At 64.5% G+C, this 25,338-nt stretch carries 24 protein-coding genes; 13 read left to right on the forward strand and 11 right to left on the reverse strand.

Translation table 11 applies throughout. The annotated features are described in order from the left end of the window. Window positions 1-54 precede the first annotated feature (54 nt). From IEX41_RS12630 to IEX41_RS12650, 5 genes are all read left to right on the forward strand, one after another. Window positions 55-1,716 carry a mechanosensitive ion channel family protein gene (locus tag IEX41_RS12630; protein ID WP_188790615.1) on the forward strand — a complete coding sequence of 554 codons (1,662 nt, stop codon included), beginning with the start codon at window positions 55-57 and terminating at the stop codon, window positions 1,714-1,716. Between the two features lie 128 nt (window positions 1,717-1,844). Further along, a complete protein-coding gene (locus IEX41_RS12635; protein ID WP_188790616.1) occupies window positions 1,845-2,225 on the forward strand; it encodes a HesB/IscA family protein in 381 nt (126 codons plus the stop codon). Between the two features lie 119 nt (window positions 2,226-2,344). After that, complete coding sequence (gene tpiA / locus IEX41_RS12640; protein ID WP_188790617.1) at window positions 2,345-3,088, forward strand: triose-phosphate isomerase; 744 nt, start codon at window positions 2,345-2,347, stop codon at window positions 3,086-3,088. A gap of 302 nt (window positions 3,089-3,390) precedes the next feature. Then, window positions 3,391-3,705, forward strand: coding sequence for a hypothetical protein (locus IEX41_RS12645; RefSeq protein ID WP_188790618.1), 315 nt, complete (start codon window positions 3,391-3,393; stop codon window positions 3,703-3,705). 119 nt (window positions 3,706-3,824) lie between these two features. Then, a complete protein-coding gene (locus IEX41_RS12650; protein ID WP_188790619.1) occupies window positions 3,825-4,163 on the forward strand; it encodes a hypothetical protein in 339 nt (112 codons plus the stop codon). A gap of 107 nt (window positions 4,164-4,270) precedes the next feature. Here IEX41_RS12650 and IEX41_RS12655 read toward each other — a convergent pair whose 3' ends face one another. From IEX41_RS12655 to IEX41_RS12680, 6 genes are all read right to left on the reverse strand, one after another. Continuing rightward, window positions 4,271-5,647: a TRAP transporter large permease gene (locus IEX41_RS12655; protein ID WP_188790620.1), complete on the reverse strand. Its 1,377-nt coding sequence runs from the start codon at window positions 5,645-5,647 to the stop codon at window positions 4,271-4,273. 4 nt (window positions 5,648-5,651) lie between these two features. Continuing rightward, a complete protein-coding gene (locus IEX41_RS12660) occupies window positions 5,652-6,341 on the reverse strand; it encodes a TRAP transporter small permease (RefSeq protein ID WP_188790621.1) in 690 nt (229 codons plus the stop codon). 123 nt (window positions 6,342-6,464) lie between these two features. After that, window positions 6,465-7,475: a DctP family TRAP transporter solute-binding subunit gene (locus IEX41_RS12665; protein ID WP_188790622.1), complete on the reverse strand. Its 1,011-nt coding sequence runs from the start codon at window positions 7,473-7,475 to the stop codon at window positions 6,465-6,467. 264 nt (window positions 7,476-7,739) lie between these two features. After that, window positions 7,740-9,971 (reverse strand): transglycosylase domain-containing protein, encoded by a 2,232-nt coding sequence (locus tag IEX41_RS12670; protein ID WP_188790623.1) that lies wholly within the window; start codon window positions 9,969-9,971, stop codon window positions 7,740-7,742. A gap of 104 nt (window positions 9,972-10,075) precedes the next feature. Next, complete coding sequence (locus tag IEX41_RS12675) at window positions 10,076-11,302, reverse strand: sigma-54-dependent transcriptional regulator (RefSeq protein ID WP_188790624.1); 1,227 nt, start codon at window positions 11,300-11,302, stop codon at window positions 10,076-10,078. Next, window positions 11,299-13,074 (reverse strand): sensor histidine kinase, encoded by a 1,776-nt coding sequence (locus tag IEX41_RS12680; protein ID WP_188790625.1) that lies wholly within the window; start codon window positions 13,072-13,074, stop codon window positions 11,299-11,301. The genes IEX41_RS12675 and IEX41_RS12680 overlap by 4 nt, the downstream gene beginning before the upstream one ends. Window positions 13,075-13,135: 61 nt before the next feature. Between IEX41_RS12680 and IEX41_RS12685 the strand changes: the two genes are divergently transcribed. Further along, complete coding sequence (locus IEX41_RS12685; protein ID WP_188790626.1) at window positions 13,136-14,308, forward strand: cytochrome P450; 1,173 nt, start codon at window positions 13,136-13,138, stop codon at window positions 14,306-14,308. A 193-nt stretch (window positions 14,309-14,501) separates the two neighbouring features. On the opposite strand, the gene IEX41_RS12690 is transcribed toward IEX41_RS12685, so the two are convergent. Beyond that, on the reverse strand, window positions 14,502-14,957 hold the full coding sequence (locus IEX41_RS12690) for an Lrp/AsnC family transcriptional regulator (protein WP_188790627.1): 456 nt from the start codon (window positions 14,955-14,957) through the stop codon (window positions 14,502-14,504). A 153-nt stretch (window positions 14,958-15,110) separates the two neighbouring features. Between IEX41_RS12690 and cobA the strand changes: the two genes are divergently transcribed. From cobA to IEX41_RS12720, 6 genes are all read left to right on the forward strand, one after another. Further along, window positions 15,111-15,878 carry a uroporphyrinogen-III C-methyltransferase gene (gene cobA, locus IEX41_RS12695; RefSeq protein WP_188790628.1) on the forward strand — a complete coding sequence of 256 codons (768 nt, stop codon included), beginning with the start codon at window positions 15,111-15,113 and terminating at the stop codon, window positions 15,876-15,878. Beyond that, entirely contained in the window at window positions 15,878-16,177 is a 300-nt protein-coding gene (locus tag IEX41_RS12700; protein WP_188790629.1) for a DUF2849 domain-containing protein, read from the forward strand. The genes cobA and IEX41_RS12700 overlap by 1 nt, the downstream gene beginning before the upstream one ends. Window positions 16,178-16,245: 68 nt before the next feature. Further along, window positions 16,246-17,919 (forward strand): nitrite/sulfite reductase, encoded by a 1,674-nt coding sequence (locus tag IEX41_RS12705; RefSeq protein WP_188790630.1) that lies wholly within the window; start codon window positions 16,246-16,248, stop codon window positions 17,917-17,919. Window positions 17,920-17,924: 5 nt separating this feature from the next. After that, on the forward strand, window positions 17,925-18,713 hold the full coding sequence (locus IEX41_RS12710) for a phosphoadenylyl-sulfate reductase (protein WP_188790631.1): 789 nt from the start codon (window positions 17,925-17,927) through the stop codon (window positions 18,711-18,713). Next, the gene (locus IEX41_RS12715; RefSeq protein WP_188790632.1) at window positions 18,710-19,093 is read left to right on the forward strand and encodes a DUF934 domain-containing protein; all 384 of its coding nucleotides are present in this window, start codon (window positions 18,710-18,712) and stop codon (window positions 19,091-19,093) included. Before IEX41_RS12710 ends, IEX41_RS12715 begins: the two co-directional genes overlap by 4 nt. Window positions 19,094-19,175: 82 nt before the next feature. After that, window positions 19,176-20,039: a ferredoxin--NADP reductase gene (locus tag IEX41_RS12720; protein WP_188790633.1), complete on the forward strand. Its 864-nt coding sequence runs from the start codon at window positions 19,176-19,178 to the stop codon at window positions 20,037-20,039. A 202-nt stretch (window positions 20,040-20,241) separates the two neighbouring features. On the opposite strand, the gene IEX41_RS12725 is transcribed toward IEX41_RS12720, so the two are convergent. Both IEX41_RS12725 and IEX41_RS12730 read right to left on the reverse strand, forming a co-directional pair. Then, window positions 20,242-20,856 (reverse strand): hypothetical protein, encoded by a 615-nt coding sequence (locus IEX41_RS12725; RefSeq protein WP_188790634.1) that lies wholly within the window; start codon window positions 20,854-20,856, stop codon window positions 20,242-20,244. Window positions 20,857-21,034: 178 nt separating this feature from the next. Next, complete coding sequence (locus tag IEX41_RS12730) at window positions 21,035-21,871, reverse strand: ICP22 family protein (protein ID WP_188790635.1); 837 nt, start codon at window positions 21,869-21,871, stop codon at window positions 21,035-21,037. A 257-nt stretch (window positions 21,872-22,128) separates the two neighbouring features. Between IEX41_RS12730 and infC the strand changes: the two genes are divergently transcribed. Further along, a complete protein-coding gene (infC, locus tag IEX41_RS12735) occupies window positions 22,129-22,674 on the forward strand; it encodes a translation initiation factor IF-3 (RefSeq protein WP_188790918.1) in 546 nt (181 codons plus the stop codon). Between the two features lie 444 nt (window positions 22,675-23,118). On the opposite strand, the gene IEX41_RS12740 is transcribed toward infC, so the two are convergent. Next, window positions 23,119-24,087, reverse strand: coding sequence for an XdhC family protein (locus tag IEX41_RS12740; protein WP_188790636.1), 969 nt, complete (start codon window positions 24,085-24,087; stop codon window positions 23,119-23,121). A 33-nt stretch (window positions 24,088-24,120) separates the two neighbouring features. Continuing rightward, a complete protein-coding gene (locus tag IEX41_RS12745; RefSeq protein WP_188790637.1) occupies window positions 24,121-25,314 on the reverse strand; it encodes a DegT/DnrJ/EryC1/StrS family aminotransferase in 1,194 nt (397 codons plus the stop codon). Window positions 25,315-25,338: the final 24 nt, after the last annotated feature.

Genomic DNA, 25,338 nt, shown 5'->3' on the forward strand with positions numbered 1-25,338 from the left:
AGAAAAACGTTATCAAGCGGCGGAACCTTCCGCCGCTTGTCTTGTTTGTGAACGATGATTTACCGGCTCAACTTTCTCGTGACCTTCGTTTCAGCAGTTTTTCTGCTGTTCCTTCCCGTCCAGGCCCAGGAAAATTCGCAGCTTGATCGCTGGTACGAAGAGAACTTCGTAAACCGCGGTCTGGGCGATGCCCCGGACAACATTGACCGCAGCACCCCCCGCTCGAGCCTCGAAAGCTTCATGTTCCGCGCCGATGCCGAGGACTGGGCAGGCGCGGCCCACATGCTTGACCTGTCATCCATCCCCGATGACGAGCAGGCGAGTGTCGGCCCGGAGCGCGCCGAACAGTTCGCTACGCTGCTGGATCGCAAGATCATGATCGACTGGTACGATCTGCACGACCGTCCCGATGGCGTCGATGCACAAACAACCGATTCCCCCATGGCAGGGCAGCCGCGCCGGTCGTTGCTGCTGTGGTATGTAAAGCTCGGCAACCGCCCCATCCCGATCCGCATCAACCGCGTCAAACCCGCCTTCGGGGAGCCGGTCTGGGTCGTCTCGAAACAGACGGTCAGCGCCCTGCCCGCCCTTGCCGAGGCATACGGGCCAACGGAACTGGAACTGATGTTGCCGGACGAGATGCGCAGCAAGGCTTTCTGGGGTCTGCGCTGGTGGGAGGTTGTGGCCTTCCCGCTGGTGGTTTTGCTCACGGCGGGTATTGGGTATGCTGCCAATCAGCTGATGTCGCGCGGTCTTGGCCGGACCCACCGCGATGCACCCACATCGTGGATCGTCGCGCTTCGGGCGCCCGTCACCCTTGCCATCGTATCGGTGTCGATGGCGCTTCTGACGCGGCATGTCTTTGTGTTCTCGGGGCGAATCGACACGATCATCTCCCCTCTGGTGATTCTCGGGCTGGTGGGCGCGACCCTCTGGTTCATCGTGAACCTCGCCGATGTGGTCCTGTCCCGCCTGGTGAACTTCGAAAGCGACCAGCTGGCGGAAATGGGCGACGGTATGGAGCAGCGCCGCAACGTTGCCACCCGCATTTCGGCCGCGCGTCGAGCAGCCATCGTCATCGTGATCCTCGTGGGTGCCGGGATCACCATCAACGAAGCCAGTGTCATGCGTTCGCTGGGGATCTCGCTGCTGGCTTCGGCCGGCACGGCGACCATTATCCTTGCCTACGCCGGGCGCAACGTGCTCACAAACATCATGGCCTCACTGCAGATAGCGCTGAACCAGTCGGCGCGGATCGGTGACAAGGTGGTGTTCCGTGGCAACTTCTGCTCGGTCGAGCGTATCCATTTCACCTTTGTGCAACTGCGTATCTGGACCGGCGTGCGCCTTATCGTGCCAGTGGTGGATTTCGTTGCCGAACCGTTCGAGAACTGGACCATGCAAGACCCATTCCAGCAACAGGAGATCTATCTGCGCCTCTCCCATGCTGCCGACATAGAACCGCTGCGCCGCCGCTACCACGAGATCCTCGACGAGATAGAGGGTATCGCCGACCGTCCCGAGATGCGCGGCGTCTTCGTCACTGGGCATGATGCGCTGGGACAGACGGTTCTGTTCCTGGTGCCCTGCCCCGATCCCAACGTGGCTTGGGGTCTTGCCACCGAAGCTCGCGAGCGGCTTCTGGTCGCCGCGCGTGAACTGAACAGCGACGCACATTCCTACTTCCCCGAAAGCGCTCCGGCCAGCGCGACCTGACAAGGCGCGCCGCCCGATGGCGCCCGACCTGCGCGGCCGCAGGGGGATGCATGCGGCAACGCATGCCCCCCGCTTGTTTCCGGGCCGCAAAACACTTAGGTTTGTTCCCTGACCAAGGAGGCATCCGCATGTTCGGCATTCCCGGCAAACAGGCCGTTACCATGACCCCCGCAGCGGTGGCGCAGGTGCGCCGCCTGATGGACCGCGACAATCGCGCCGGGCTTCGCATCGGCGTTAAGAAAGGCGGCTGCGCGGGCATGGAGTATACCATGGAGTTCGTCGACGCCGCAGAAGGCAACGACGAAGTGGTTGAACAGGACGGCGCCCGCGTTCTCATCGCGCCCATGGCGCAGATGTTCCTGTTCGGCACCGAAATCGATTACCGCTCATCGCTGCTCGAGTCGGGGTTCCACTTCAACAACCCCAACGTCTCGGACGCCTGCGGCTGTGGCGAATCGATCAAGTTCAAGGACGTGGAAGAGCTTCAGGCGGAGCGCGGCGCGAGCTGATCGCCACGCGCCAACCTGATAGCGCAAACCTGTTCCCGGGGGCCGCACTGCGGCCCCTTCTTGCTTGACCTCGGGGGCTTGGCCACCATTCTTCCTTGAAACGCCATCAAGGAGACGACATGCGCACCAAACTTGCCGCAGGCAACTGGAAGATGAACGGCCTTTCGGCTGGCCTCGATCAGCTCAGCGAAATGGAAACCGCCGCCTCCGGTGCGGCCGAGGTTCTGATTTGCCCCCCCGCCACGCTGGTGGCAAGCGCCGCGTCCCGAGATGGCTCCATCGCCATTGGCGGGCAGGATTGCCATGCAGCCGCCTCCGGTGCCCATACCGGTGACATCTCGGCCGAGATGCTGGCCGATGCGGGTGCCACCTACGTGATCCTCGGCCATTCCGAACGTCGCACCGATCACGACGAACACGACGACGAGGTGCGGGCCAAGTGCAAAGCCGCCTGGGAGGCCGGTCTCAAGGTCGTGCTCTGTGTTGGTGAAAGCGAAGCGCAGCGGGACGCCCAGAACACCCTCGACATCATCGGCGGTCAGCTGGCGGGCTCAATCCCCGATGGCGCCACCGGCCACAACCTGGTGGTCGCCTACGAGCCGATCTGGGCTATCGGCACCGGCAAGGTGCCCACCACCGACCAGATCGGCGAGGTGCATGACTTCATGCGTGCCCGCCTCGAAAAGCGCTTTGGCGAAGGCGTAGGCCGGTCGGTCCGCCTGCTCTACGGCGGTTCGGTCAAGCCGGGCAACGCGACCGAGATATTTGCGGTGTCCAACGTCGACGGCGCCCTTGTAGGCGGCGCGTCGCTGAAGGCGTCGGATTTCGTACCGATCATCGAAGCGCTCAACGCTGCAGGCTAAGCGCTCGCCCGTAACACGGACGAAGGATTGCAGGGCGGCATATGCTGCCCTGCCGCAACCCTGGAACTCCGGGGTCTCTCATTGCCCCGATTGTCCGTGCCTGCGCTCTCATCCAGTAAGGTTATTCCGAAAGTCACGAATGATCTTGTTTCACCTACGTCTCACTGACGTTGCCGCTTCGGCACTGATCGCAGGCAACAGCTCAGGACATCGATGAGGACGTTAGCGCCCACTCGGCCCCCAAAGAAGGGATACCGCAGGACGGTGGTGAGCACATCTTCGAAGGGCTTACTATCTTTGACATGATGGACGGCTCGAACGGACTTGTCGGAGACGATGTAGACACTGCGCTGTCCAGTGACAGCGACCTTCTGCCAGAAACATGCGGCCTGCTTGACGGCACGCTTTCGGTGATCCGTCTTGGGGCTGGCGACGACAGCTTCGCTCTCTGGGATGTGGTGGACGCCCTAGCCTGCCCCGACACGGGGCTTCTTATCCTCGGCGGCGGCTTTCTTGCGGCGGAAGCTGACGGCAGCGACGCAGAGCGAACGATAAGCTCGACGGCGTTTACACAGATTTTCTTCGACAACGCCGGCGATGATCGCATGACCGCTTGAGCAGACGATGCGGATCCACTTCGGCGCCTGAATGAAATCAGTTCCAGCTCCGATGAAGGCAATGACAACCTTTCCGCTCCGCTATACATGTCATTGGCCAAGCATCTAATAGCGATAACGTGCTGAGCGGCCACGGTGGAGAGCTTTATGGCGATCCGCGCAACGACAGCATCCACCTATCGTGGAACGCCGATGACGGCGCCAGTGCCCTTGGCGGCGTATGGACCGTCGACGAGCCGACCAGCGACCACGTATTTGGCGACGTTCGGGTGATCGACCCCGAGGATGCCAGCCACACTGAAAGCCTCTTCGAGCCCTCGGCCAGGGGTGCTTCCGGGGTCTCCGTCATCCCAATCTTCTTGATCCGGGGCATGGCCACCGGTGCCTCGAAGGTGGCGTGCAAATTCACAGTCCTCAAGCCGTCCAGCGGTCAGGCGCATCTCATCCGTATCGACTGAGGCCGGCCTGCCGATCCTTGCGAAGCGTCCCTGCCCGCCGTGCTCCCCCAACGCAAAGCGGCGCCCGGTTTCCCGGACGCCGCCCATTGTTTGCCTGTGCCGAGGGATCAGTTGGTGATGATCTCAGGGCCCATGAATGTTGTCGGCAACCAGGTCGACAGCCACGGGATATAGGTCACCATGATGAGGAACACGAACAGCACCGCGAGGAAGGGCAGCGCCGCGCGCACCACCGACATCATCGGCATCCCCGCAACCCCGGAGGTCACGAAGAGGTTCAGGCCCACGGGCGGAGTGATCATCCCGATTTCCATGTTCACCACCATGATGATGCCAAGGTGGATCGGGTCGATGCCGAGCTCGATTGCGATGGGGAACACCAGCGGAGCGACGATCACCAGAAGGCCCGACGGCTCCATGAACTGGCCACCGATCAGCAGGATCACGTTGACGATCACCAGGAACATGATCGGGCCGAGGCCGGCGTCGAGCATGGCCGCCGCGATCTGCTGTGGGATCTGCTCGTCGGTGAGCACGTGCTTGAGGATCAGCGCGTTGGCGATAATGAACATCAGCGTGATGGTCAGCTTGCCCGCGTCGAACAGCGTATCACGGGTATCACGGTGGAAGAAGGCGGTGACCAGCGCGATGGGCTTGCGCCACAGCGGCAGGTTCGGCGCGCCGTTCCGGCCCGCGAGCGGCCCCATGTCGCAGTAGACGAAGTTGGCAATGAGGAAGGCGTAGACCGCCGCCACCGCTGCCGCCTCGGTCGGGGTGAAGATGCCGCCGTAGATGCCGCCAAGGATGATGACGATCAGCATCAGCCCCCAGAGCGCGTCACGACCTGCCGCGAACGCCTCTCCCCAGCCTTTCCATTCGCCCTTGGGCAGCTTCTTGATCCGCGCGATCACATAGATGGTGATCATCAGCATGGTGCCGGCCAGCAGGCCCGGGATGACGCCCGCCAGGAACATCCGACCCACGGACACGTCGGTGGCCGAGGCATAGACCACCATCACGATCGACGGCGGGATCAGAATGCCGAGCGTACCTGCGTTGGCGATCACACCCGCCGCGAAATCCTTGGTGTAGCCGACCGAGCGCATGCCCGCGATCACGATGGAGCCGATGGCCACCACGGTCGCCGGTGACGAACCCGAAAGCGCCGCGAAGAGCATGCAGGCGAAGACACCCGCGATGGCGAGGCCGCCATGCATGTGGCCCACGAGGGCGATGGAGAAGCGGATGATCCGCCGCGCCACGCCGCCCGTCGACATGAAGGACGAGGCAAGAATGAAGAACGGGATCGCCAGCAGCGTGTAATGCCCGGCCATCGCCTGGAAGAAACTTTGCGCAACCGAGGCCAGCGAGGTGTCCGACAGCACCAGCAGGAAGACAATGGACGACAAGCCCAGCGACACCGCGATCGGCACGCCGATCAGCATCAGGCCGATGACGAAGATGAAAAGAAGAAATACGTCCACGGTCTCAGTCCTCGCGGTTCATGTGCGCCACGTCATCGACGGCGTCTTCAGCTTCGTGGGAAACGATCAGGCTGCTCTGCTTGCCGGTCCAGATGGCCCAGCCCGCCTGAATGAAGCGGACGAAAAGCAGGAAGGCACCAAAAGGCAGGATGACATAGGGGATGAAGCGCGGCAGCTTCTCGTAGGCGTCACCGAAATTGATAATGGGCTCGATGAAGCGCAGCCACTCGGGCATGGGAATGTCGACGACCTCGTACCATGACCGGTAGGACGTGCGGGACATCTCTTCAAAGCCGGTGGGGAACCAGCGCCCCGTGGTCTGCGGCAGGTTGGCGAAGTTGGCCCAGTAGTCCCAGGCGCCCTTGAACAGCAGGCCGGCATAAACGATGCACAGCAGCGCGGCGATGATGGCCAGCATGCGCCGCACCGGAGTGGGCACGAGATTGGTCACTGCATCGACCCCAAGGTGCGCCGTCACCTTCACCGCGTAGGAGATGCCGAACAGCACCAGCCACGCGAACAGGATCGACACCGCCTCGAGCCCCCAGATGAAGCCCGTGTTGAAGCCGTAGCGCAGCACCACGTTGACGAAAGTGATAAGCGTCATGAGCCCGAGGATCACCGCGATGACGGTTTCCTCGAGCTCGTTGACGAAGCGGCCAAAAGCTGACTGGCCATGAGACTGACTGGACATCCCGTCCCCCATGCGCATCGGGGTTCACCCCCCGGGTTACAGATTTTTTCGGAAAGTTCTTGGCGGGTCCGGCCCCTCCGGGAGGAGGAGATCGGGGGCCGGACCCTAATGCTCAGGCCTGAATCAGCCCTGAACCTCTGCGTTGATCGCCTGTGCGGCGTCGATGTTTTCCTGGCCGACGTCGTCGGTGAACTTCTCCCAGACCGGCTTGAGCGCATCAACCCAGGCTTCGCGCTGCTCCGGGGTCAGCTCGCGGATGGTGCCACCGGCATCGAGAATGGCCTGGCGGTTGTCCGCGTCGACCTCGGCGATTGCCGCGTTCCGCTCGGCGGTCACTTCGTGCACGATGGTCTCGAGCTGAGTGCGCACGTCCTCGTCGAGGCTGTCCCACCAGTCGGCCGAGGTCACGACCATGTAGTCGAGCAAACCGTGGTTGGTCTCGGTGATGCCGTCCTGCACTTCGAAGAACTTCTGGCCGTAGATGTTCGACCAGGTGTTGTCCTGACCGTCGACAACGCCGGTCTGAAGCGCGCCATAGACTTCCGAGAAGGCCATGGGCTGCGGGCTGGCGCCAAGCTGCTCCATGTTCGCCTTGAGCACTTCGGAGGGCTGGACGCGGAACTTGAGACCCTTGGCATCCTCGGGCGAGATCAGCGGCTTGTTGGCCGAGAACTGGGTCAGGCCGTTGTGCCAGAAATCAAGGCCGAGAAGGCCGCGGCGCACCATGGATTCCTTCATCGCCTGGCCGGTTTCGGAGTTCTGGAACTGGTCGACCGCTTCCATGTTCACGAACATGAACGGCAGGTCGAAGATCCGGAACACCTTGGTGAATTGCTCGAACTTCGACAGCGAGGGCGCGGCCATCTGGACGTCGCCGTTCAGCATCGCCTCGAGGACCTGGTCGTCGTTGTAGAGCGTGGAGTTCGGGTAGACCTCCATGCAGGCCACGCCGTCCATCTCGGCGTTGACGCGCTCTTGCAGAAGTGTCGCAGCGATGCCCTTGGGGTGCTTGTCGGTGTTGGTCACGTGGCTGAACTTGATGACCATCTCGCCATCGTCGCAGGCTGCCATCGCGCCCGAAGCGCCCGCAGTAAGAGCCATCGCGGCCACGGCGGTCATGAGCGTCTTCTTCATCGGTATCCTCCCGAAAGTGATGAGAACGAGGGCCTGCTCCTCTGCCGACCCTTCACCAATGACATGACAGCCATGCGCCAGACGCATCAAGCGTCTGTGACAGGTTTGTGTGTCTATAGAATTATAGATTATATATCAGCATCTTGACCCGTGAATGCGAGCCGCTTGGCGGAATGCTACATCGCAGCGTGTGCGAGATCCCGCACGCTCCTCCCGAGGCACTGTGCGGAAAACCGCACAGTGCCGTGCCGACTCGCTTCTATTTCAGCGGGTACAAAGCTCGCGCGGGCGGTTGCCATAAGGCTGGAAGGTGCAGTCCGAGGCACGGAAGGAGCGATAGGCACGTTCACAGGCAGAAACGTTGCAATTGCCCGACGCGCGGGCGCGGCCGCCGGACGCGTCCCGCTGCAGGGCGTTCACCAGGTCTCGGGCAGACACCCGCTGAACGTTAAGTGCGCGGCCCAGCAACGCCTCGACCGCGCTGCCACCGCCACCGCCCGCCGAGGGGCGTGGCGCCGGGGCCGTAACGGTCTTTGCAGGTTCGGGGAGATCAGAAAGGGTTTCGGGGCGCGCTTGCGGGCTCGGCATGTCCGATGCGACGACCTCGGGCGCGGTGTCCTCGGGCCCGGCAGTGCCGTTGGAGGCCGGGTCCGGCGCACCTTGGAAGAAGGCCGAGAAGATCTCGGCGGGCAGCGAGCCGCCGGTCACCTCGTCCATGGGGCTGTTATCGTCATTGCCGACCCAGACACCGACGACGAGGTCCCCTGCCCAACCGATGAACAGCGCGTCACGGTAATCCTGGCTGGTGCCGGTCTTGCCCACAGCGCCGGGCACGGCGCCGGCGGCCTGTCCGGTACCATGGGTGACAACGGCGCGCAGCATGCCAGTCATCGTGCCGCGATGCTGCAGCAATTGCGCAGCACGGCCCTCGGGTTCCGGATCGCCCCACTTGAATGGGTGGAACTCCATGTCGCGCCCAGACACCCCTGCAAGCCCCCTCGCCAGAACTGGCGCACGCCCGGTGGCAATGGCAGCGTAGGCTTCGGTCATGTCGAGCAGCGTCACCCCGGAAGCCCCCAGTGCCAGCGCGGGCGTCTCGCTCAGATCAGCCTCGATCCCCAAGGCGCGGGCAGTCTCGGCCACGGCATCGATCCCCAAGGTCCGAGCCAGCTGGACCGTGGCCGCATTCATCGACTTCACAAAGGCCACTGCCATCGCAACGTCGCCATGGAATTTACCGTCGAAATTCTGCGGAGCGTAGCCGTTGATGTCCACCGGTCTGTCGGAAATTGCATCCTCGGGCCGCATGCCCCGTTGCAGGGCCGTGAGGTAGACGAAGGTCTTGAAGGTCGACCCCGGCGCGCGCAGGGCATCGGTGGCGCGGTTGAATTCGCTTTGCGCGTAGTCACGCCCGCCGACCATGGCCGCAACCGAGCCATCGCTGCGCAGCGCCACGAGCGCCGCCTCATGGGCGCGGTCGCCCAGCACGGACGCCACAGCATTTTCGGCAGCAACCTGCAGGCCGGGATCGAGCGTCGTGCGCAGCGTCACCGCACCATCAAGCGTCGCGGTCACCGCGTCCGCCTGCCCTTTCACCCAGTCGGCAAACCAGCCGCCATAGGGCGCCCGGCCACGCTGCGGCGACATGGTGGCAAGTTCGATACGGGCGGCGTTGGCCGCAGTGGCGTCGATGCGGCCCTGATCCTCCATAAGGCCCAGCACCAGCGCCGCTCGGTCGCGCAGCGCGTCAGGGGCCCTGAACGGGTTGATCTCGGAGGGCGCCCTGATGATCGCCGCAAGCGCCGCCGATTGCGCCAGCGACAGGTTCTGTGCCGAAGTATCGAAGTAGACCCGCGCGCCCGCTCCCACACCCGTGGCACCGGCACCCATGTAGACGCGGTTGAGATAGGCCTCGAGGATCTCGTCCTTCGTATAGGCGTCTTCCATCTGCGCCGCCAGCCGGGCTTCGCGCAGCTTGCGCATGTAGGATTTCTCGGGGGTCAGGTAGCTGATCTTGACCAGCTGCTGGGTGATCGTACTGCCGCCCTCGACGATGCCGTCCGAAACCATGTTGCGCATCCCCGCCCTGAGGATGCCGCGCAGGTCGACACCGCCGTGGTCGCGAAAGCGCTGATCCTCAAGGGCGATCACGGCCTCCTGCAGATGCACCGGAATGCGCTCGCGCGTCACGTATTCACTGGTCACCCCATGGGCGAGATAAAGAGGATTGCCGCCTGCGTCCTCAAAATCCAGCTCAGTAGGCATGGCGGCCTGAGCTGCGGCAAGATCGGGTTTCGTGGCAATCCAAATTCCCGCACCGCCGAGCACCACGATGCCGAGTGTCGCACCTAGGACCAGCGGCAGCCTGCCCCGGCCATGCCGGCCACCTGTTTCCGCCCTCCTCGACAGCGATTTCACCTTGAGCCCGCCTCGGCGGGCGGCACTGGCAAAACGGGACATAAAATTACGGAACTGGCTGGGGTCGGGCTTTTTCACGGCGATCCTGGCTTTTGCAGTAGACGTCGGGGACCAATCCGCCACCGCCCGGGTGGTTCCCGCCGACCTTCAGATGCGCTGCAGTTATGGCGAAATGCTGCCGTCTAGCGAAACGTCTCGGCCTTCATCCCGTATTTCGCCAGCTTGTCGTAGAAGGTCTTGCGCGGCAGCTTCAGCAGCTCGGCCGCGGCGCTGGCCTGCCCGCCGGTGCGCCGCAGCGCATCCGCCAGCAGAGAGCGTTCCACCTGTGCCATGCGCTCGACCAGCCCCAGCGCCTCGTCGCCGCTGGCCTCCTCGCCAAGGCCTAGCACGAAACGCATGGCGGCGGACATCAGCGCACGCGCGTTGCCCGGCCAGTCGCGCGCCATGAGCGAGGCCACCACATCTTCGCCGATCTCGGGTGCGGACAGCCCTGACTGTTCGGCGGCCTGCGCCACATATTGGCGGAACAGCACGGGAATGTCTTCGGGGCGGTCCGCAAGCGCCGGGATGCGCACCGGCATCACCTCGAGCCGGTAGTAAAGCTCGGCTGACACGCGCCCGGCCTCCACTGCCTGCCCAAGATCCTCGACCGTACCCGCGATCAGCCGTGCGCCGCCCTCTTCGAGAAAGTCCAGAAGGGCCAGCTGGGTGTCCATGGGCAGCTGCCCAATCTCGTCGAGGAACAGCGTGCCCCCGGCGCAGGCAGTCCAGAGCTCGGACAGCACATCACGCCCCAGCCCTGCAGACGAGCGTTTCTCGAACGGTGCCTTGGCGGCGCTCGAGGACAGGTGGATGACCTCCGCCACCTTCGAGATACCGGTCCCCCGAGCCCCGCGCACCAGCACGTCGGTGCCCGCCCGCGCCGCCGCACGCACCTGCGCCCGCAGGGTTTCCGACTGGGGCGAGATGCCGAAGATCATCCGCGCCGCCGGATCGCCGGTTTCCAGCTGCGCCTTCAGGCGGCGGTTCTCCAGCACCAGCCCCCGGTCGCGCAGCGCCCGCTCGATCACCGTGATGAGATCCTGCGGTGCGCAGGGTTTTTCGAGGAAATCGAAGGCGCCCGCGGACATGGCGCGCACAGCCATGGGGATGTCGCCTTCGCCGGTAAGCAGGATCACCGGCAGGTCGGCGTCCTGATCATGGGCATAATCCAGCAGATGGAACCCGTCGCGCCCCGGCATGCGGATGTCGGACACGATCACCCCCTCAAAGCTGGGGCGGATGCGGTCCTTGGCCTCGACGAAGCTGCCAGCGGTCACTGCGTCGAAATCGGCCAGCTCCAGCGTCTGGCCAAGCGCCTCGCGCACCGCTGCATCGTCATCCACCAGAAGCACCTTGCGCACGCTCATGCTGTCTCTCCCATCTTGCCCGCCTGCAGCAGTTCGACGGTGAATACCGCGCCACCGCCGTCCGCGTTCTCGCCCCTGAGGCGGCCACCGAAACCTTCGACGATGCCATAGGAGATCGACAGCCCGAGGCCCATCCCTTCTTCGCCCCCCACCTCCTTGGTGGAATAGAACGGATCGAAGATGCGCGACGGATCAGAGATCCCCGGCCCGGTGTCGCGTACGGTCAGGCGCACGAGCCCGTCCGCATCGTCATGGGCCACGCGGATCACGATGCGCCGCTCCGCATCCTGATGGTCCGAGTTGGTCTTCATGGCGTCCATGGCATTGGCGATGAGGTTGACCACCACCTGCGCCAACCGCACCTCGCCCGCCATCACCACCGTGGCGCGGTCCGGGCGCTGCCAATCGATCTCGACCCCTGATGTGGCGATGCGCTGGCCCAGCACCTCGAGCGCGCTTTCCACCACCGCCGCAAGACCGACCCTTCGGGCCGGCTCGGGCTCGGCGCGGGCGAAGGCGCGCAGGTTCTTGATGATGCGGCCCATACGGCTGGCCATGTCGGAAATCCGCCCGAGGTTTTCAGCCGCCCGGTCCTGCCGTCCCCGTTCGAGGAAGGCCGCGCCGTTCTCGGCAAAGCTGCGGATCGCCATCAGCGGCTGGTTGAGCTCGTGGCTGATGCCCGCGCTCATCTTGCCAAGGGCGCTGAGCTTGGAGGCCTGCACCAGTTCCGCCTGCGCGCGGGTGAGCGCGGCTTCGGCCTCCTGCCGCTCGGCGATCTCGCGGCGCAGGGCGACGTTGCTCTGCTCCAGCGCGCGGGTGCGGGCAGACACCCGCTCTTCGAGTTCGGCATTGGCCAGCCAGAGGGTGCGGCGGCGCTCGAAGGCCAGCCACAGCACTGTGCCGAAGAACAGCAGCAGCGCGCCGACGACGGCGGCCTGCAGCCCGGCCAGCCGCTCGGCGGGGGTGATGTCCACAAGCAGAACGCCGGTCATGCCGATCACCGGCAGCTCCAGCTGCAGCCGCAGGGCGCGGGTGGGAATGTAAGGTGAAAACCGCTGAACCCAGACCGTGTGACCGCCGGGATGACGCAAGCTCAGCTCCTTGAGCGCACCATCGGGCGACATCACCTGCGTGCCCACTCGCCGCCAGTGCAGCAGCTCGGAGCGGTTGGTGGCAAAGATCTCGCCGCTGCTGTCGGTGAAGAACACCGCCGGAAGTGAGCCGCGCCAGACCTGTTCCAGCCGTGCCATGTCCACCGCCACCACCAGGGCGCCGCGCACCCCGCCACCCGGCCCGAAGGAGGGCGCGGCGAAGTAGAACGCCCTCTCGATATCGCCCGGCCCGGCGCCGTGCGATATGCCCAGAGCCCCGTCGAGCGCCCGGCTGAAGGGCGCGCCCTCGATCACGGCACGGGGCAAGCCAGGCCCCGATTGCGCAAGGATGCGGCCTTCGGCGTCGAGATAGGCCGCCAGCACCGCTCCCGACCGGTCGGCAGCGCGCAGCAGCATCGCCTCGGCTCCCGCCGGGTCCGCCCCCCAGTGCAGCGACGCCAGTGCCGGGTGGTCGGCGGTCAGCACGGCGAATTCGCGGAACCGCTGCAACTGGGTGACAAGCCGGTCCGAGGCAAGTTCCAGATCGCTCAGCCCGCGGGCCGCCACGGGCTCCAGCCCCTGGATGTAGGCACTGCGCCACAGCCCCCCCGTGGTGATCGCGATGGCGATCAGACCCATGGCCAGAACGAGGGCGCGGCGTTTGCGGTATGGGTGCGTCATGAGCGCTTCATAGCAACCCCGGCCTTGCGCGGGAAGCGGCGGCGGTGCAAGGCATCACCCCATGCGCAGCTTTTCCCAATCCCCCACCGATCCCGCCTTCGTTCAAGACCCCTACCCGTTCTACGACCGGATGCGCGCCTCCGGCGATCTGGCGTACTGGGAGGATTACAGCCTTGTCTGCGCCACCTCGCACCGGACGGTCCATGCGCTGCTGCGCGACCGGCGCTTTGGTCGAGAGATCCCGGCGGAGCTGGCGCAGCCGGTGCCGGATCACCTCGCTCCTTTCTACCGGATTGAGGACCATTCGATGCTGGAGCTGGAGGCGCCGCGCCACACCCGCCTGCGCGGCCTTGTTCTGCGCGCCTTTACCAGCCGCCGCATCGCGGGTCTCGGACCCGAGATCGCCGCACTGGCGCACGGGCTGATCGACGGATTCGACGGCCCCGATGTGGACCTGTTGACCGCCTTCTGCCAGCCGATCCCGGTCATCGTCATCGCCCGGCTTCTGGGCGTACCCGACGACATGGCCCCGCAGCTTCTGCGCTGGTCGAACGACATGGTGGCGATTTACCAGGCGCGGCGCACCCGTGCCATAGAGGACGCCGCAGCCAGCGCCGCCGAGGCTTTCGCCGACTTCCTTCGCGGCTACGTGGACGCCCGGCGCCGCGCCCCCCGCGATGACCTGCTGTCACAGCTCATTGCCGCAGAGGAAGAGGGCGAGCGGCTGAGCCTCGATGAGCTCATTGCCACCTGCATCCTGCTCCTCAACGCCGGGCACGAGGCAACGGTGCACACCATGGGCAACGGTATCGCGCTGCTGCTGTCCCATGACATGACGGTGACCGAGGCCACTGCCGCGCGCACGGCCGAAGAAATCATGCGCCACGATCCGCCGCTGCATATGTTCACCCGCTACGCCTATGAGGACACAGAACTTTATGGTCACCGCTTTGCGCGCGGCGACAAGGTGGCGCTGCTGCTAGGCGCTGCCGGGCGAGACCCAGAGGTGTTCACTGACCCGCATGTCTTCGCCCCCGGTCGGGAGCCCCGCCCCCATCATGCCTTTGGCGGAGGCGCGCATTTCTGCATCGGTGCGCCGCTGGCGCGGCTCGAGCTGCAGACTGCCTTGCCCATCCTCTTCGAGCGGCTGCCACGGATGCGGCTGACCGAACCGCCCCGCTTCGCAGACCTCTATCACTTCCATGGGCTGGAGAGCTTGCGGGTCACGCTCTGACCCGACTGCTTCAGTGCGCCTGTTCTCACTCGGCACCTTTTGCCACATCGGGCCAGTCCGCTCGGCTGCGGTCAGGCCAGATACGGCCACTGGGTTCTCCCGGAAACAGCCGCCGCGACGCCCCCCATTTCGCGCCGCCCCTCTCAGTGAACCTCATTGACGCAAGGCCGCAAAACGGTGGCAGGCAGGCAGCTCAGACCGGCAGAGACGTGGTGTTCTTGATCTCTTCCATGGACAGAAGCGCGGTGACATTGTGCACCCGCACTTCCGAAATCAGCGCCTGATAAAAGACGTCGTAGGCCCGCGCATTCTGCACCCGCACCTTGAGTATATAGTCGATATCGCCCGCCAGCCGGTGCGCTTCCATCACCTCGGGCCGCGAGCGGACTGCATGCAGAAACCGCTTCTGCCAGTCACTGTCATGCTCGGACGTGCGCACGAGCACGAAGAAACAGGCCTCGAACCCGAGCATATCGGGATCGGCCACGACGATCTGCGGGCCGATGACACCAGCCTCGCGCATCTTTCGGATGCGGTTCCACACCGGCGTCTTGGAGGACCCCACCGCACGGGCGATCTCGTCAAGCGAACGACCCGCGTCGGATTGCAGTTCGCGAAGGATTTTCCGGTCGATCTCGTCGATCTGCACGGGTTTCCCCTTTGCTGTGAGTTATTGGACAAATTTCCCATACCAGCGCCCATACTCAGGAGCAATTCCTTATACACCGCCCCCTCCTAGGCAATATGCAGGACAATGTTCTATATAACACCTCAGTTTACGACCAAAGCGGAGCCAACGCCTATGGCACAGCAGACCCAGACCGCAGGCCACGTGGCCTTCGTCGGCGCCGGACCCGGCGATCCCGAGCTGCTGACCCTGCGCGCCGCCCGCCTTCTGGCCGAGGCCGACGTGATCCTGCACGATCAGCTTGTCCCTGCCGAGATCCTCGCCCTTGCCGGACCGCAGGCACGGCTTGTGCCCGTGGGCAAGCACGGCTTTGGTCCCTCGATGAAGCAAGACGATATCAACGCGCTGCTGATCACCGAGGCTGGCCGCCACGACCGAGTGGTGCGGCTCAAGGCCGGTGATCCGGGTGTGTTCGGCCGCCTCGACGAGGAAACCTCGGCGCTGGACGCTGCTGGCATCGCCTATGACGTGACGCCGGGCCTTACCGCCGCCACCGCCGCCGCTGCTTCGCTTGGACTGTCGCTCACCCGCCGGGGCCGCAACAGCGAGCTGCGGCTGCTGACCGGCCATGACGTGAAAGGCTTTGCGGAACAGGACTGGCGCGCGCTGGCCGCCCCCGGCGCCGTCGCGGGCATCTACATGGGCAAGCGCGCCGCGCGTTTCCTGCAGGGGCGCCTGATGATGCACGGCGCCGCCCCCGACACCCCGGTCACCGTGGTCGAGAACGCCTCGCGCCCCACCGAACGCCGCCTTGCCAGCACGCTGGCCACCCTTGCCGCAGATATGGAGGCCGCTACCTTCGACGGCCCCGCCGTCATGCTGCTGGGCCTTGCGCCCTCTGTTGCCGTGCCTGATATCCGCTCCAGACAGGAGGTTTCCTGATGCCCAAAGCCTTTACCCCCAAAGTCGTCACCGCGAACGCCCTGCTCGAGGGTGACGTGATCTACCTTGGTGCCGATGATACATGGGTCCGTGACCTGGCCGATGCCGAGATCATCACTGACGAGGCCATCGCACAGATGCGCCTTCTTGATGCGCAATCGCGTGCATCCGAGGCCGTGGGCGTGTACCTCGCCGACATGGCCCCCACGGACAGCGGCCCCGAACCCACCCATTTCCGCGAGGCTTTCCGCGCGACAGGCCCGTCGAACTACAGCCACGGCAAACAAGAGCGCGCCTGACCCCTCGGGCGCAAATCTTTGAGAAAGATTTGCAAATTCCTGCCACAGGAATTTGCGGGAGAGACCAGATGTACAGCTACACCGATTTCGACGCCGCATTCGTGGCCGAACGGAACCGCCAGTTCCGCGCACAGGTCGAACGCCGCATTGCCGGCAACCTGACCGAGGACGAGTTCAAGCCGCTGCGGCTGATGAACGGTCTCTACCTGCAGCTTCACGCCTACATGCTGCGCGTGGCGATCCCTTACGGCACGCTGAACGGTGCCCAGATGGATACGCTCGCCCTGCTGGCGGAAAAGTGGGACAAGGGCTACGGCCACTTCACCACCCGGCAGAACATCCAGTACAACTGGCCGGAATTGCGCGACATTCCCGATATGCTCGACGCGCTGGCCGAGGTGCAGATGCACGCCATCCAGACCTCTGGCAACACCATCCGCAACGTGACTGCGGACCATTTCGCCGGTGCCACTGCCGACGAGGTCGCGGACCCGCGCCCCGTGGCCGAGCTGCTGCGCCAGTGGTCCACCGACCACCCGGAATTCCAGTTCCTGCCGCGCAAGTTCAAGATCGCCGTCACCGGCGCCGAGCAGGACCGCGCGGTCATCAAGGCGCATGACATCGGCATCCAGGTCGTCGAGAAGGACGGCAAGATCGGCTATCGCGTGCTCGTAGGTGGCGGCCTTGGCCGGACTCCGATGATCGGCAAGGAAATCGCGTCCTTCGTTCCGCAGCAAGAGCTGCTTCCTTACGTCGAGGCCGTGGTCTCGGTCTGGAACCTGCTGGGCCGCCGCGACAACAAGTACAAGGCGCGCATCAAGATCACCGTGCACGAGCACGGCATCGAGGACATCCGCGCCCGCGTCGACGCCCGTTTCGAGGAAACCCGAAAGGCCTTCGACGGCACCGATCTGGCGATCTTCGATGAGATCAAGGCGCAGTTCGCCGCGCCTGCCTTCCGCAACGCGCCGGAAGATGACTTTACCGCCGCCTATGATGCCGACCCGGTGTTCCGCGCCTGGGCCGACAGCAACCTTTCGGCCCACAAGGCACCGGGCTACGCCATCGCGCAGATCTCTCTCAAAGCGCACGGTGCCACCCCTGGCGATGCCACCGCCGAGCAGATGCGCGTGATGGCACAGCTGGCCCGCGACTTTGGCCATGACGAGCTGCGCATCACCCACGAGCAGAACGTGGTGCTCCCGCATGTTCACAAGTCCGACCTGCCGCAGGTCCACAAGATCCTGAAGGCGCATGGCCTTGCCACCGCCAACATCGGCAAGATTTCGGACATCATCGCCTGCCCGGGCATGGACTACTGCGCGCTAGCAACCGCCCGTTCGATCCCGATCGCGCAGGAAATCGCGACCCGCTTCGATGAGCTGAAGATCGAGAACGACATCGGCGAGCTCAAGATCAAGATCTCGGGCTGCATCAACGCCTGCGGCCACCACCACGTGGGCCACATCGGCATCCTCGGGCTCGATCGTGCGGGCGTGGAGAACTACCAGATCACCCTTGGCGGCGATGCCACCGAAACCGCCGCCATCGGCGAGCGCACCGGACCGGGCTTCCCAGCCGAAGGGGTGGTCCCGGCCATCGAACGCATCGTGGAAACCTACATGAAGGAGCGCACCTCCCCCGAGGAAACCTTCCTCCAGACCTTCCGCCGCACCGGCATGGCGCCGTTCAAGACCGCGCTCTACGGTGAGGAGGCAGGCAAGAAGGCCCGCGCAGCGTGACCCTGATGAGCCAGCTTTCGCCAGACACATCAGCAGCGGTCAGCCCAGCCCCGGATCCCGCGCAGATCGAAGATCTGCGCGCCCGTGTAGCGGCGCTCAACTCCCGCTATCGTCATCACGGCGCGACCTCGGTGCTGACCGGAGCGCTGAATGACGCGGAATCCGGCAACATCGCCATGGTGTCGTCCTTCGGGGCGGAATCCGTGGCGCTGCTGCACCTCGTGGCGATGATCGACCGCACCACCCCGGTGCTGTTCATCGACACCCGCCTGCTGTTCGCGGAAACGCTGGCTTACCAGCAGGAGGTGGCCGAACGGCTGCACCTGCGGGACGTGCGGGTGCTTCGCACCGACGAGGTGACGCTGGCGCAGCAAGATCCCATGGGCGCCCTGCGCCTAACCGACAAGAACGCCTGCTGCGCCCTGCGCAAGACGGTCCCGCTCGAGAACGCTCTTCAGGGGTTTGACGGATGGATCACTGGGCGCAAACGCTTTCAGGCATCGACCCGGGCCACCCTCGAATTCTTCGAACTCGAAGAGGAAACCGGCCGCATCAAGGTCAATCCCCTGGCCCACTGGTCGCCGGAGGACGTGCGCAATTACATGGACGAGAACCGCCTGCCCCGGCACCCGCTGGTGGCGCAGGGCTACCCGTCCATCGGCTGCATGCCCTGCACCTCCAAGGTCGCCCCGGGCGAAGACCCCCGCGCCGGACGTTGGCGCGGCGAAGAAAAAACCGAATGCGGCATCCATTTCGGCAATGGTGGCCCCGCAAGAACAGGATCCGACACATGACCGTCATCGTCACCGACACGGGCTTCGGCCTCGACGACTGGACCGCCGGCTTCGGCAATGGCACCGCGCTTGATCTTCCCTCGGACACCGATCCCGAGGCGCTCAGCTTTGATGATGCCGTGCAGATGATCCGCGTGGACTTTCCGTCCTTCGCGGACGGGCGCGGCTTTACCCTCGCCCGCCTGCTGCGTCTGCGCGGCTATCAGGGCCGGCTGCGCGCGAAGGGACACGTGATCTCAGACCAGTACGCCATGGCCCGCCGGTCGGGCTTTGACGAGGTCGAGATCAGCGACGAGCTGGCCGCCCGCCAGCCCGAAGCCGAATGGCAGTTCCGCGCAAATTGGCAGCAACACGACTACCAGTCGCGCCTGCGCGGTTAAGCTGACTTCCCATATACCGACACACGTTCTACAAAGGGAGTCGCGCATCGTTTGCACACGAACGATACGCGATGCTGAAACCATGACCGAGATGACTGCCGTGACCGACACCCAATCGACCCCGGCCGACGCGCCGAAAAAGCCGGTCTTGCCTGACGCGCAGACCGTAACTGAAGTGAAGCACTGGACCGACCGCCTGTTCTCGTTCCGGGTGACGCGCCCCGCGAGCCTGCGCTTCCGTTCCGGCGAGTTCGTGATGATCGGCCTGATGGGCGACCCGCATCCCGAGACCGGCAAGCTGAAGCCCCTCTTGCGCGCCTACTCCATCGCCTCCCCGTCCTGGGATGAGGAAATGGAGTTCTACTCGATCAAGGTGCAGGACGGCCCGCTGACCTCCAAGCTGCAGCACATCAAGGTGGGCGACCAGATCATCATGCGCCCCAAGCCCGTGGGCACTCTGGTGCATGACGCACTGCTGCCCGGCAAGCGCATCTGGTTCTTTGCCACAGGCACCGGCTTTGCGCCCTTCGCGTCCCTCCTGCGCGAGCCGCAGACCTACGAGGACTACGACGAGGTCATCATCACCCACACCTGCCGCGAGGCCGGTGAGCTGAAATACGGCGCGGACCTGATCGAGAGCCTCAAGACCGACGAGCTTCTGAACGAGGTGATCGGCGAAGGGTTCTGGAAAAAGATCAAGTACTACCCCACCACCACCCGCGAAGAGAGCCCCAAGATGGGCCGCATCACCGACCTGATGCGCTCGGGCGAAGCGTTTGCCGATCTGGGCGTGACGCCTCTCAACCCGGAAACCGACCGGGCGATGATCTGCGGCAACCTCGCCTTCAACCTCGAACTGAAAGAGATGTTCGAGGAATACGGCCTCGAGGAAGGCGCCAACAGCGACCCCAAGCATTACGTGGTGGAAAAGGCGTTCCTCGACTGACCGTCGTAGAGGACATCGCCCCCACCTCGCACCAGATGAAAAAGGGACCGGCCCCGATGCCGGTCCCTTTTTTTTGTTTCTGACGTCAGGCTTCCTTGCGTGGGCCGCCGCCGCGCTCTGGTGACACCACTCGACAAAGTCCGCCGCCTTGCGCCCGACGCACGGGTAGGCATCCGCCTGTGGCCATTGAACGCGAGGTATCTCAGTCTTTGGCCAGTTCGAGATGCTCGCCATCCAGAACCAGCAGCACGTTGAGGAAAAGCATGATGAACGCAGCTGCGGTGTAGACCGACATGCCCTCAAGCGCCGGGACTGAGAAGAGCGATCCAGGCACGAAGGAATTGCAAAGCAGGATCGTGACAGCGACCGACACGCCAAGGATGCTCAGCGTCAAGGCAAGGAAATTGCATTTCTCCTTAATGCTCAGCCAAGTCACGAAGGCGCCTAGAACAAGCCCCAGCGATGTGCCCATGGACATCCGATCCCCCGCCGCAAGCTTGTCCCGAAACAGGACATGGTCGGGCTGCGGCTGGTCAAGGATATTGGACACAAGGTAGCTCATTGCGATCAGGAGCACCGCGCTGGACAGCCCCCCGGACCAGTTCAGCGATCGCTCCGTGCGCAACCCCGACAGACCCGTCGCCGCGAAAAGTGCGGCAAGGCACAGCGCTGTTGCCGGAACCATGGCCGCCCGCCGCGCAGAGCTGCGCACCAACGGCTCCATGCCCGAGCCCAGAGCCCATGCCATCAGCACGGCCCCCATCCAGAGCGCCCCGACACAAGCCAGAGCGCAACAGAACCTTCTATGGGCCATCATGCCCGTCTCCGTAGTCTTGGCGATTGAATTTCGATTTGGTCATTAATCCAATAAAACGATTTAACCGTCAACCACCCCGAAAACATAAATGCACGTTTAAGAATGTGATGGCGGAAGTCACGGACTGACGCCCCTAACCTCCAATGCTTGCAGCGCCGCATGACGGGTTATCTGCGCGTCATTGGACCAGTTGCCCGCGCAGAATGGACAGCGCCGCCTCAAGCAGCACAGGATTGTCGCGAGCGCCTTCCAGCGTGCTCTGCGTGGTCCGCTTCAGAAGAGGGCTCAGATCGGCCCCCTCCACGTAATCTATGACCCTGTCGTAGTCGAACCCCTCGACCGTGAGCAGCCTGTCGAGTTCATCCTTGTCAGGGACATCGGCCGTCTCAGATGGCGCGGCATCGCTGCCCTTGGAGTCCGCTTCAGCCTGATCCGGAGCGGCCTGCTGCGTCTCGGCAGAGCTATCCGGCCGGTCGGCCGGCGAAGTGCCCGGTTCGGAGGTATGATTGTCGGGCAGAACGCCCTCTGGAGCGCTTGCCGGCCCATCGCCCACGTCGGAGCTATCTTCACCGGTATCTTCAGCTTGGGCGGTATGTCCGGCCTCGGGGCCAAGGTCACCCGTGCCGTCTGCCCCGTCGTTGTCACGCGCCATGGCGTCGAGGCTATCATCCAGCGTCTCGCCCATCTCTCCGAGCACCCCGCCAATGGTGGCAGCAGCGGCCTTACCGGCAACTTCGAGCCGGCGGCCCACTTCACCGGCAGCCTCGTCAAGCGCGGCCCCAGCATCCTCGCCCGGGGCCTCGCCCACGGTCTGCGCCGACGGCTCGGGGGGGCTGCCTTCGGTGATCGGCGGGGTCCCGTCCACTTCGGCATCCGGCACGTTGGGCTTGGGCGAATGCGACGCCGTGGCCGCTGGTTCGGCTTGCACGGCCTCTTCGGCCGGCGCATCGCGCAGCGCGTAGGTGAGCCCGCCTACGGCCATGAGGCCGACGATAAGCGCCAGGATTTTTTGCATGTGTTCCCCCTGAATCAGGTGTCTTGAGTGTCTGTGCATCGCGGGACGGATGCCTCCGGCCCGCGTCATCGCATGTGGATTTGCGCACGAACCGAGGGCGTCACAAGGCTGCGTGGGGCGTAACGGCGCCGATTTGCCCCCTCTGAGAGACGTTCCGCTGTCGTTACGGCGGCTTTCCGCGGATTTGACGCTTGAAACACGGGGCTGCGAGGACTATTTTCCGCCCTCAAAGTATTCACGGTAAAAGGACCGATACCATAGCCCGCAGACCTCACAACGCGCCCCCAACGCGCGACACCGGCCCCCGCGTCAACGACCGTATCCGGGCCCCCGAAATCCGCCTGATCGGCGCCGAAGGCGAGAACTTGGGTGTTCAGCAGCCGCGCCGCGCCATGGAACTGGCCGAGCAGGCCGGTCTCGACCTTGTTGAGATTTCTCCGAACGCGACTCCGCCGGTCTGCAAGATCATGGATTTCGGCAAGTTCAAGTATGAGACGCAGAAGCGCGAATCCGAAGCGCGCAAGAAGCAGAAGATCATCGAGGTCAAAGAGGTCAAGTTCCGTCCCGGCACGGACACGCACGACTATGATGTCAAGATGCGCAACGTCTACAAGTTCCTCGAGAACGGCGACAAGGTGAAGGTCACCCTGCGCTTCCGGGGCCGCGAGATGGCGCACCAGAACCTTGGCCGCGAGCTGCTCGAACGCGTTGCAGCGGACGTCAAGGAGCTTGGCAAGGTCGAGAACATGCCGAAGATGGAAGGCCGCCAGATGATCATGATGATCGGGCCGCTTGCCAAGTAACGGCACCGCTTCAGGCATGGCCGGTGCGATACCGGCCACCGCAAGGATCACCCGCCGCAGTCACGGCGGGTTTTTCTTTGCCTGATCCAGTCTTCGCCCGGTCGAAGTGATGGCGACTGAATTGGCCGAAGCCCTGCAGTCGCGCTCTGGCAAGGTTCAAGCCGGGGGTGCTGCCCACAGCGCATCACACCTGCCATCACGACGCGGCCACCTTCACCTGGCCTCCTGCAGTCACTCTCGGTGCTGAAGTATTCTTACGAAAGGCTCGTCCGGTGGCGACCTTAGGCCCACCTTGACCTTGGGGAGCAGGTCATTGCCAAATCTCCTCTTGGCACTCCCACAAGCCGCTTTCGCGTTCGGCACCGGCAAAGCCCTGCGCCTCCCCATGACCGCCGTTTGCTCTCTGGCTCCTCGCGAGATGGCATTGGCACCAGCGGGTGCAAATCAGACCGCCTTGCGCAGCACCGCAATCATTTCGGACAGGATCGAAACGGCGATCTCCGCCGGCCCCATGGACCCTATGGACAGCCCAACCGGCCCGTGGATGCGCGCAATCTCGTCTTCGGTAAAGCCAGCTTCGGCCATGCGCTCACGCCGCAGGCCCTGGGTGCGCTGCGACCCGAGCGCGCCGATGTAATAGCATTCAGACTTCAGCGCCCGGATCAGCGCCGGGTCGTCCAGCTTGGGATCGTGGCTCAGCAGCACCACGGCGGTGCGCGCGTCGATTCCCATCTCATCGATCACATCGTCGGGCCAGTCGTTCACAACCGTCTCGCCCGGGAACCTGCTGCTGGCGCCGAAGGTCTCGCGCGGGTCGATCACCAACGGATCAAAGCCAGCGATCCGCGCCATGGGCACCAGTGCCTGCGCGATATGCACCGCGCCGACGACCAGCAGACGCAGCGGCGGGTTATGAATGGCCACGAAGGTCCGCCCGTCCTCGGCAAAGCCGGACTTGTCGAGGCGGAAGCGTTCGTCGTGACCCTCGCGCTCCAGCCGTCGCTCACCGGTGTCGAGGTTCGATACCAGCGCCACCGGAGTCCGAGAGGCGCGCAGGGCGCAGAGCTCTTCCAGTAGCGCCTCGGAGATCACCGAACCCACCGGCTCCACCAGTACGCGGATGGTGCCGCCGCAGGCCAGACCGACGGTGAAAGCATCACCATCAGACACGCCGAACTCCAGCTCACGCTTTGTACCGTCTTCCAGCGCCTCCTGCGCCTCGAGGATGACCGCGCCCTCGACGCAGCCACCCGAGACCGATCCTTCAATTTCGCCATTCCCCGAAACAACCAGTTGCGAGCCGATGCCGCGCGGGGCCGAGCCCCAGGTCTGGATCACCGTGGCAATCACTGCGCCACGGCCCTCACGGTGCCATTCAAGCGCAAGTTCGGGGATCCTGTCGTGGTCAGGCATGTGTCTCGTCTTTCTTTCTTGCTGGGCGCGCGCTCAGGCCTGCTGCCAGACGGCAGAAACCTCGGCCCGAATGATCGAGGCAATCAGCGCGACGTCGTCCAAGCTGAATGTAAGTGGCAAGCGCAGATCGACCAGTCCTGCCAGCACCGCATCGGTGCGCGGCAGCGCCGGGCTTTGGGCATAACGCCAGCTGTCGTAGCGCGAGGTGAAGGCCTGCGGCTCGGCGGCACCGAACCACTTGAGCTCCACCCCCCGCTCGGCGCAGCGGTCCAGAACCGCCTGCACCGCCGTGTCGGCCCAGCCGGGCAGCAGGAACTGGAAAGACGACCCCACCGGCTGTGCCCTGGCCTCGCGCTGTACCAGCCGCAGCCCCGGCGTGCCGCCGAGGGCCCGCTCCATCGCATCATAGCGCTCGTTCCAACGTGCGGCCTGCTCGGGCAACGCGCGCAGCTGCGGGCGCAGGATGGCAGCGCGCAGGTTGTCCATGCGGCCTGACACGTTCGGGGTGTCGTATTTCACCCGCTCGAACACCTCCGGGCCCGGCGCAGCGAGATGGCGCTCATACAGCATGTAAGACCCCGACAGCATGACCGCCCGCGCCGCGATCTCTTCGTCGTCGGTGACGAGAAAGCCGCCCTCGCCGGAGTTGGCATGTTTGTAGGTCTGGGTCGAATAGCAGCCCACCACCCCGTGCCGCCCTGACGGAACGCCGTCCCAGGCGGCTCCCATGGTGTGGGCGCAATCCTCGATCACCGTGATCCCCGCAGCGTCGCAGATCGCCATGAGCCGATCAATGTCGCAGATATGGCCTCGCATGTGGCTGAGCATGAGATACCGCGCCTCGCCCGCCAGCGCCTCGAGGTGATCAAGGTCGATCACCAGATCCTCGGTCACCTCCACGAACACCGGCACCGCACCGACCGCGGCAATCGCTCCGGGGACCGGCGCAAGCGTGAAGGCGTTGGTCAGCACCTTGTCGCCGGGACGCACCCCCACGGCGCGCAGCGCACATCCCAGCGCATAGCCGCCAGACGCCACCGCGAGCGCATAGCGCGCACCGGTCAGCGCGGCGAACTCCTGCTCCAGAAGCGCAGCCTCGGACAGCTCGCCCGGGGCGGTGTTGTAGCGGTGCAGTCTGCCGTGACGCAGGACGGCGAGCGCAGCCTCGATCCCCTCTTCTGGGATGGGCTCCTGCTGGGTGAAATTGCCTGTGAAACGCGTGTTCATGCCCCCTTGATGCGCCGAGCCGAA

It is taken from the genome of Salipiger pallidus (assembly GCF_014643635.1).
Classification (GTDB): Bacteria; Pseudomonadota; Alphaproteobacteria; order Rhodobacterales; family Rhodobacteraceae; genus Salipiger; species Salipiger pallidus.

Coding starts and splice junctions, on each gene's coding strand:
- IEX41_RS12630 (WP_188790615.1), top strand. CDS start 55: ATGATTTACCGGCTCAACTTTCTCGTGACCTTCGTTTCAGCAGTTTTT.
- IEX41_RS12635 (WP_188790616.1), top strand. CDS start 1,845: ATGTTCGGCATTCCCGGCAAACAGGCCGTTACCATGACCCCCGCAGCG.
- tpiA (WP_188790617.1), top strand. CDS start 2,345: ATGCGCACCAAACTTGCCGCAGGCAACTGGAAGATGAACGGCCTTTCG.
- IEX41_RS12645 (WP_188790618.1), top strand. CDS start 3,391: ATGATGGACGGCTCGAACGGACTTGTCGGAGACGATGTAGACACTGCG.
- IEX41_RS12660 (WP_188790621.1), bottom strand. CDS start 6,341: ATGTCCAGTCAGTCTCATGGCCAGTCAGCTTTTGGCCGCTTCGTCAAC.
- IEX41_RS12665 (WP_188790622.1), bottom strand. CDS start 7,475: ATGAAGAAGACGCTCATGACCGCCGTGGCCGCGATGGCTCTTACTGCG.
- IEX41_RS12675 (WP_188790624.1), bottom strand. CDS start 11,302: ATGAGCGTGCGCAAGGTGCTTCTGGTGGATGACGATGCAGCGGTGCGC.
- IEX41_RS12680 (WP_188790625.1), bottom strand. CDS start 13,074: ATGACGCACCCATACCGCAAACGCCGCGCCCTCGTTCTGGCCATGGGT.
- IEX41_RS12685 (WP_188790626.1), top strand. CDS start 13,136: ATGCGCAGCTTTTCCCAATCCCCCACCGATCCCGCCTTCGTTCAAGAC.
- cobA (WP_188790628.1), top strand. CDS start 15,111: ATGGCACAGCAGACCCAGACCGCAGGCCACGTGGCCTTCGTCGGCGCC.
- IEX41_RS12700 (WP_188790629.1), top strand. CDS start 15,878: ATGCCCAAAGCCTTTACCCCCAAAGTCGTCACCGCGAACGCCCTGCTC.
- IEX41_RS12705 (WP_188790630.1), top strand. CDS start 16,246: ATGTACAGCTACACCGATTTCGACGCCGCATTCGTGGCCGAACGGAAC.
- IEX41_RS12710 (WP_188790631.1), top strand. CDS start 17,925: ATGAGCCAGCTTTCGCCAGACACATCAGCAGCGGTCAGCCCAGCCCCG.
- IEX41_RS12715 (WP_188790632.1), top strand. CDS start 18,710: ATGACCGTCATCGTCACCGACACGGGCTTCGGCCTCGACGACTGGACC.
- IEX41_RS12720 (WP_188790633.1), top strand. CDS start 19,176: ATGACCGAGATGACTGCCGTGACCGACACCCAATCGACCCCGGCCGAC.
- IEX41_RS12725 (WP_188790634.1), bottom strand. CDS start 20,856: ATGATGGCCCATAGAAGGTTCTGTTGCGCTCTGGCTTGTGTCGGGGCG.
- IEX41_RS12730 (WP_188790635.1), bottom strand. CDS start 21,871: ATGCAAAAAATCCTGGCGCTTATCGTCGGCCTCATGGCCGTAGGCGGG.
- IEX41_RS12740 (WP_188790636.1), bottom strand. CDS start 24,087: ATGCCTGACCACGACAGGATCCCCGAACTTGCGCTTGAATGGCACCGT.
- IEX41_RS12745 (WP_188790637.1), bottom strand. CDS start 25,314: ATGAACACGCGTTTCACAGGCAATTTCACCCAGCAGGAGCCCATCCCA.